Source organism: Protofrankia sp. CiP1_Cm_nod2 (assembly GCF_920664355.1).
Lineage (GTDB): Bacteria > Actinomycetota > Actinomycetes > Frankiales > Frankiaceae > Protofrankia.
The window spans coordinates 1-7,624 of the sequence record NZ_CAKKTL010000241.1 but is presented as its reverse complement, the minus strand read 5'-3'; the positions used below and the strand labels follow the sequence as shown (position 1 = coordinate 7,624).

Annotated in this window: 5 protein-coding genes and 1 pseudogene; 3 read left to right on the top strand and 3 right to left on the bottom strand. The window is 71.3% G+C overall.

Translation table 11 applies throughout. From position 1 onward, the window contains the following. The 3 genes from NBW84_RS20425 to NBW84_RS20415 all read right to left on the bottom strand — a co-directional run. Positions 1 to 1,717, bottom strand: a 1,717-nt coding sequence (locus tag NBW84_RS20425) for a transglutaminase family protein (protein ID WP_250286488.1), incomplete at its 3' end; no start/stop codon positions are given. Further along, positions 1,714 to 3,897, bottom strand: coding sequence for a DUF58 domain-containing protein (locus NBW84_RS20420; RefSeq protein ID WP_250286486.1), 2,184 nt, complete (start codon positions 3,895 to 3,897; stop codon positions 1,714 to 1,716). The genes NBW84_RS20425 and NBW84_RS20420, both read right to left, overlap by 4 nt. 6 nt (positions 3,898 to 3,903) lie before the next feature. After that, positions 3,904 to 4,932, bottom strand: a complete 1,029-nt coding sequence (locus tag NBW84_RS20415) for an AAA family ATPase (protein WP_445548461.1) — start codon at positions 4,930 to 4,932, stop codon at positions 3,904 to 3,906. A gap of 381 nt (positions 4,933 to 5,313) precedes the next feature. Here NBW84_RS20415 and mraZ point away from each other — a divergent pair, with 381 nt between their 5' ends. The 3 genes and pseudogenes from mraZ to NBW84_RS24565 all read left to right on the top strand — a co-directional run. Beyond that, complete coding sequence (gene mraZ, locus NBW84_RS20410; protein ID WP_250286484.1) at positions 5,314 to 5,745, top strand: division/cell wall cluster transcriptional repressor MraZ; 432 nt, start codon at positions 5,314 to 5,316, stop codon at positions 5,743 to 5,745. Positions 5,746 to 6,269: 524 nt separating this feature from the next. Continuing rightward, positions 6,270 to 7,349, top strand: a complete 1,080-nt coding sequence (gene rsmH, locus NBW84_RS20405) for a 16S rRNA (cytosine(1402)-N(4))-methyltransferase RsmH (RefSeq protein WP_250286482.1) — start codon at positions 6,270 to 6,272, stop codon at positions 7,347 to 7,349. Further along, a pseudogene (locus tag NBW84_RS24565) lies at positions 7,346 to 7,624 on the top strand (hypothetical protein); the annotation flags it as partial. The gene rsmH and the pseudogene NBW84_RS24565, both read left to right, overlap by 4 nt.

The window sequence follows — 7,624 nt, the reverse complement described above, 5'->3', positions numbered from 1 at the left end:
ACGCATGCATGTTCTTGTTGGTCATCAGGTAGCTGCCGTCCGGCTGCCGTTCGCCCGCGTTGAAGCCGATCGCCACCCGGGCCGGGATCCCCAGCGACCGCAGCAGCACCGTCATCGCGGAGGCGAACTGCTCGCAGTAGCCGCGTTTGCGCGTGAACAGGAAGTCTGTCAGCGCCCCGGCCTGGGTGGTGGGTGCGCCGTCCAGGTCGTAGGTGAAGGCACCGCTCTGCAGGTAGTTCTGGATGGCGACAGCCTGCTGGTAGGGGCCGGACGCGGTTCGCGTGAGCTGCCGTGCCAGGTTGTGGATCCGGGGGTCGGTGCTGGCGGGCAGTTCGGTGTCGATCTTCAGCTCGGCTGGGACGGCTGTCAACGTGGTCGTGAGCTCTTCGCGGGTGGGGGCTGGGACGGCTGCTTCGACCTGGTAGGTCGCGTCGGCGGTGGAGGTCCGGGTGCTGAACACCGTGCCGGTCTCGGCGGCCAGCCGCCAGTCACCGTCAAGACCGGTGATTCTGGTCGGGGTGCCGGGCAGCGGGAGGTAGTTCGCCTCCAGGTCCTTCGACACGCGGATGGCCGCGGCGATCTGCGTGCTGTGGGCGGTGGCTGTCGGCCTGGGCAGGCCGTTGCTGATTTTTGCCTCGCGTCCGGCGCGCAGCGCCCGCAGGGTGAACTGTTGCCCGTCGAACTGTTCGAGCGCGGTCAGCCGCAGATACTGCGGTGACGTGGTGCGCACCGACACCAGTTCCTTTGTCAGCGGGGAGTGCAGTTGCTGCGCCAACGAGACGATCGGCTGGATGACAACCGTCGAGCCGGGGCCGTCGTCATGGTTGTTGCCCTGACCGTGCGTGACAAGCGCCAGTTCCTGTAGCGAGGGCAGCGCGGCCGGTACAGCCACCGCGCACACCATCGCGCACACGGTGATCCCGATGACGTGGACGCCGGCTCTGTTGCCCAGCCGCGGGGATGCCGACGAGGCGGCATCCGATGCGCCCTGGCCAGGGCCATGATCAGAGCCAGAGCCAGAGCCAGAGCCAGAGCCAGAGCCAGAGCCAGAGCTATGGCCGGTGCCGACGCCTGGGCCGGGTGCGCCGGAACCCGATGCGGGGGCTGACGCGGTGGTGACCGGTTTTCGCCAGCGTTCGATGCTGGTGTGGCCGTCCACTATCAGCAGCAGGAGGAAGCCCAACGCGCCGAGAACGAACCGGACCGGCCCGACGCCGTCCGGCAGCACCGCCGCCGGCAGCATGAACAGCGCCAGCAGCGGGAGCCCGGCGAGTGCCGGACGCCGGGCCACCGTCATCAGGAAATCGACGACCATCGTGACCAGATGGACGCCGATGAGGACGAGCAGCGCCAGACCCGGCCGTTGCGGTACCGGCGCGGCGAACCGAGCCACGTCGTCCCGGCCGGTGGCGATCAGGGAACGCAGCGTTTCCAGCGTCTGGCTGGTCGGCAGCACGCCGGCGAGGGCGGTTTCCCGCGCACACAGTATGGTCGCCGCGACGAGCAGGCTGAGTGCCTCCAACAGCACGATGCCCGGGACGGGCAACCGCAGGGCCTGGCCCAGCACGGACGTTCCCGCCACCACCGCCGTGGCCGCGACAGCCAGCCGCAGCCACCACAGGCCGTCGAACAACGGCGCGAGCGCGAACGCGCACAGCAGCGACGCGAGTGCGCCACCGAGAGTAGCGGTCAGGGTGGGGGGCAGGCGCGTGATCATCGCCGCAGGCCTGCTTCCGCCTCTGGCTGCCCTGCCGTGGCCGCGTCTTCCGGGGTCTCCTCAGGCCGCACCCGCGTGGCCGGTGACCGGGGTGTTGCGGACGGGCGCGCCGGCTCGGGCCTGCTGTCGGCGCGTTCCCGCATGGCAGACAAGCGGGGCAGGGGGGACGTTCTGGCGCTGTCGGGCGGTCCGGGTGGGAGGGCTGTCGGGCGTGCGGTGGGTGGGCGTGTGGTAGGTGGTGCCGTGCTGGTCGTGTCAGGCGGGAAGGATCTTGGGCCGCCGGTGGCCCGGCTGGTAATGGCTGGGTCAGCGGCGGTCGGCCAGGTGGCCGCTGGTCTGCCGGCCCTTGGCCTGCCGGCCGCCGCGCTGCTGGTGGCCGAACTCTCAGCGGCCGAACCTCTGATGGCCGAATCGCTGCTGGCTGGCCAGGCGGTGGCCTGACCGGTGGTAGCAGGGCCAACGGCCGCCGAATCAGGAGTCGCCGGGCCAGGAGCCGTCGGGCCAGGAGCGGCCGAGGCAGGAGCCGCCGAATCAGGAGTCGCCGGGCCAGGAGTCGCCGGGCCAGGAGTCGCCGGGCCAGGAGTCGCCGGGCCAGGAGTCGCCGGGCCAGGAGCGGCCGAGGCAGGAGCGGCCCGGCCAACAGTGGATGGCCACTCGAGCGGCTGGCTCGACGAGGCCGACGGATCCGGATGCCGTGGTTCCGGATGCCGCGGCTGCGTGGGACCACTCCCTTGGGCGACGTGCCGTGGTTCCGGATGCCGTGGCTGCGGTGGCTGCGGTGGCTGCGGTCGGCCATGGTGGATCACGCCTGTGCTCTGGGCGCCGGCCGCCTGACGCCCGGCCCTGTTGTTCTTCCCGCTGCCGGCTGTGCTTCGTCCGGAGCTCCGCTGGGACCCACCCGGCCACAACGTGGCGAGGGTGTCGCCGTAGCCGGCGACGATCACAGTCCAGCCGTGACGCTGGAAGACCGCGCGGCAGGCGCGCAGGTTCTCCTGCCCGGTGGCCTCCTGCCCGGCTGCGGCATGGTTCCCGTCCCAGGTCGCGACGTTGACGAGCACGACCGTCGCGAGTGTGCCGCGCGGGCGGGCCCTGGCGAGTATCCCTGCTCGTGCCGGCTCGGTGGAGCCGAGGACCGCCACGAGTATCCCGTCGCCGGCGAGGTGGGCCAGGCCGCGCCGGCCGGGGATGGGCGGGCCCGGGGATGCCGCACGGGACGGCGGACCGGCGTCGGCGGTGGTCACCACGGCGAGCGCGTCCAGCAGCGCGGTGGTGCTGCGGGTCGGCTTCCGTGGTCCGCCCGCGGCCGGTGCGGCCGCCAGGCTGCCGTCACAGATCAGGTCGACCAGGTGGCCGCTCTCGGTGAGATGCGCCGCGACCGAGCCAGCGGCGCTGACCGCCCACTCGAACGAGGAGGCCGGCCCCTGACCGGCCCAGGCCGCGGAGCGGGTGTCGAGCAGGACGGTCGCGCTGGCCGGGCGGGAGCTCTCCTCCCGGCGCACCATCAGCTCACCGGCGCGGGCACTGGTGCGCCAGTGGATCCGTCGCAGGTCGTCCCCGGCCTGGTAGGGGCGGGTGACGAAGTCGTCGGTCCCCATGGTGGGCCGGTCGCGCTGGCGGAGGTCACCGATCGTGATCTGCCTGCCGGGGCGCGACGCGGGCAGCGTTTCCACCGGCGGGGTGACGACCAGTTCGTCGCGGCTGCGGAACGTGCGGGTGAGCTCGCACAGCCCGAACGGATCCGTGATCCGGATCGCCATCGGCCCGATCAGGTAACGGCCGCGCAGCCGGGGGCGAAGCTGATAGGTGAAGTACCGGGCGCCCCCCGGCTCCACCCGGTCGAGCATGAAGCGCGCCCGGAAGCCGAGATGGGCGGGGATGTCGTCATCCACCAGCAGCACCGAGGAGGAACGCCGACTCATGTTGTCGATCCGGACACCGACCGACACCACCGCCCCCACGGTCACGCGGGCGGGTGTCAGGCGCCGGTGGCAGGCGAGCCGGTAGCGGGTCCGGCACACGAACGCCGTCGCGCACAGCGGCAGGGTGAGCAGCAGCAGGCCGGCCCGCAGGAGGTCCTTCTCGCCGACCACGACCGCCAGCCCGCAGCAGACCAGCCCGGTGACCACGAAACACTGCCCGCGGACGGTCAGGCCTCGTAAGGCTGCCAGGAAGTCCGACACAGCGATCTAACGGCCACGGTGCGACGGACGTGCCCCCCGGTGCGGGATGGGGACCCGCGTGAGGATGTCCGCGACGATCCGGGAGGCGGCCTCGACGGCGGACCCGCCCGACGCCGCGGTCTCCGCTCTGACCAGCAGCCGGTGGGTGAGGACCGGTTCGGCCATCGCCTGGACGTCGTCGGGGACGACGAAGGCGCGGCCGTCGAGGGCGGCGTGGGCCCGGGCGGTCCTGATCAGGTGCAGGGCCGCGCGCGGGGAGGCACCCAGGACGAGCTCCGGGTGCCGGCGGGTCGCCGTCACGAGATCGACGATGTAGCGGCGTACCTCGTCGGCCACGTGGACCGAACGGACCAGGGAGATGAGTCTGGTGATCTCGGCGGCCTCGGTGACCGGGTCGACCGCGTCGAGGGGCTCGGTGTTGCCATGGCTGTCCAGCATGGCCAGCTCGGCCGCGGATGACGGATAGCCCATGGACACCCGTGCGGTGAAACGGTCCCGTTGCGCCTCGGGCAGGGGATAGGTGCCTTCCATCTCGATCGGGTTCTGGGTCGCGACGACCATGAACGGCGATTCCAGGTGATAGGTGACGCCATCAATGGTGACCTGGTGTTCCTCCATGCATTCGAGGAGTGCCGACTGCGCTTTGGGGGCGGCTCGGTTGATCTCGTCGGCTATGACCAGGTTGGAGAAGACCGGCCCGGGGCGGAACTCGAAGTCGCGGGTGTCCTGGTTGTAGACGCTCACCCCCGTGACATCGCTGGGCAGCAGGTCGGGAGTGAACTGGATGCGGCGGACGCGGGCGTCGATCGAGCGCCCCAGCGCCTTGGCGAGCATCGTCTTGCCGACGCCGGGCACGTCCTCGATGAGCAGGTGGCCTTCGGCGAGCAGGACGACCAGGGATGTCCTGACCACCTCGGGCTTGCCGTCGATGACGCTCTCGACCGCGCGGGTCATGCGCGTCGCGACATCCGCGAGGTGGCGCAGGCCGGTCCCGGGCTCGCGCCACGGTATGACGCCGGGCTCCGTCACCGTCACGTCGGCCTCCGTCCCCAGATCGGCGAGGTGGGCCCGGCGGCCCCCCCACAAGTGTGGCACCGAGCGGAAGCCGATCTTCACCGGCGGGAATCATCCGTCCGCTCCGTCCGGAAAGCGTACTCATTCGCGGCGGCGGTCGAGGATAGCCGCTGCATCGGTTACCGGAGGTGTTTTTGACACGTTCGGTCAAAAGACACATTGATGCCGGAGAGGTGATCTCCAGGCCCCGCCGGACGTGGGCGTGGGGGTGTCCGGAGTGTCGGACAGGTGGGGGGGAGTGGGGTACAGTGGCGCGCAGTGGGGGGCAGGGGCACTGTCAGGCTGACCAGGGCGGGGTTTGAACGGCCATGAACCTCTCGGGCACGGGCGAGGAGGCCGCCGATGTTCCTCGGCAGCCACACGCCCCGGCTCGACGACAAAGGCCGGCTCACCCTGCCGGCGAAGTTCCGCGAGGAGCTGGAAGGGGGGCTCGTGATCACCAAGGGGCAGGAACGCTGTCTCTACGTGTTCCCCATGCCTGAGTTCACCCGGATCAGTGACTCCCTGCGGGCCGCGCCTGTTACGGCAAAAGCTCTACGGGATTACAGCCGTGTCTTCTTTTCCTCGGCTTCGGACGATGTTCCCGACCGGCAGGGACGGATCACCATCCCGCCGGCCCTGCGCACGTATGCGGGACTTACCCGGGAGTGCGTCGTCAACGGCGCGAACACCCGGGTGGAGATCTGGGACGCGGCCCGCTGGGAGACCTATCTGACCGGCCAGGAGGAGAACTTCGCCGCGCTTTCCGAGGAGGTGTTGCCCGGCGTCATCTGAGCGTTGCCCGAGCGTCATCGTCCGAGGCGGACACGGCGGCAGACACAGCGGCAGACACAGCAGCCACACCCGACCGGGAGCGCCGACCGACCAGCGTCGACGGCCCTCGCGCCACCCCTGTGTCGCCTCTGTGCCATCTCTGTGCCGCCGCGGCCCGGGGCATCAGGTGTGCGCCGAGGTCTCCCCCCGCTCCATACCGGACGCCACTTCCCCGGTGTCCGGTGGCGTGAGCGGGGCGGGACCTGGGCACATGCCGAGCCCCGGGGCCGATGGTGGCACCGGGCCGCCCGGCGCACGTGTTCCCGCCTGTCCGCGTATCTGGCGGTCATCCGGCCGGCTGTCACGCAGCCGACAGGACCGGTCCGCCATATCCGTTCACATTGTCTGCTCACATCCTTGTCTGCTCACATCGTCGCCTGCTCACATCGTCCGTACGTGCACACCGCGGTTTTCACCAAGCGTGATCGCGGGTCAACCGCATCTTCCCCGCCGCGAGGTTCACAAAACCGTTCGAGGAGGTCGAGGTGGACGCCACGCACATCCCCGTCCTCTCCGACCGTGTCGTTGGCCTGCTGGCGCCGGCCCTGCCCGGGCCCGAGGTGGTCCTGGTCGACGCCACCGTGGGCCTCGCCGGTCATGCGAGCGCGTTACTCGACGCCTGCCCGACGGCCCGCCTGATCGGTCTCGACCGTGATCCACAGGCGCTGGAGCACAGCCGCGCCCGGCTGGCCGACCGGGCCGGCCAGGTCACCCTGGTACACGCCGTGTACGACCAGCTGCCGGCCGTCCTGGACACCCTCGGTCTGACCGAGGTGCACGGTGTGCTGTTCGACCTGGGCGTCTCCTCGCTGCAGCTTGATTCCGACGAGCGGGGATTCAGCTATTCCCGGGACGCTCCCCTGGACATGCGGATGGACCCCAGCCGGGGCCGCACCGCCGCGGACGTCGTGAACACCTACGACGCCGCCGAGCTCACCCGCGTCCTCAGCCACTACGGAGAAGAACGCTTCGCTCGCCGCATCGCCTCGGCCGTGGTCGCGGAACGCGCCCGCGAGCCGTTCGTGTCCTCGGCGCGCCTGGCCGATCTCGTCCGCCGGACCATTCCGGCCGCAACACGTCGTAACGGTGGAAATCCAGCAAAACGTACATTCCAGGCGTTGAGGATCGAGGTGAACGGCGAACTCGAGGCGCTTGCCCGGGCGCTGCCGGCGGCCCTCGACGCGCTCGCCGTCGGGGGGAGACTCGTCGTGCTTGCCTACCACTCGCTCGAGGACCGCATGGTCAAGCGGGCATTCGCCGCGCGGGTACGCCCTGACGTACCGCCGGACCTGCCCGTGATCCCGCCGGATGCCGCGCCGACGATGCGCTGGCTCACCCGCGGTGGGGAGACGTCGTCCCCGGACGAGGTGGCGGCCAACCCGCGGGCCTCCGCGGCGAAACTGCGCGCCGTCGAGCGGATAGCCCCGCCGTCCGGGGCCTCCCGGTCCTCCAGAACGTCTGGGGCTTATGGGAGTTCCAGGACGTCCAGGATATCCGGGACGGTCAGGACGGCCGGGACGTTCGGGCCGGCCGGCCCGAACGGGACAGCCGGAGGTGCGGCATGAGCGCGCCGGCCCCCCTGCTGACACGACAGGGCCGGGGCAGGGCGAAGGCGGCCACGCCGCCCACTCGCGCGTCGTACCAGGCGGCCCGCGCCGACCGCCGCGGCTACGCGGCGTCGGCCGCGGTGTACGACACGGTGCCCGCATCGGCGGCGGCCCGAGGACACGCCGACACCGCCATCCCGATCCCGTCCCTGGGCCGGCGGGCCGGCGGGCCGGCGGGCCGGGCGGCCACCCCGCTCCTGGACCGGTCGCGCCGGCGGGCGTCCGGGCCGGGC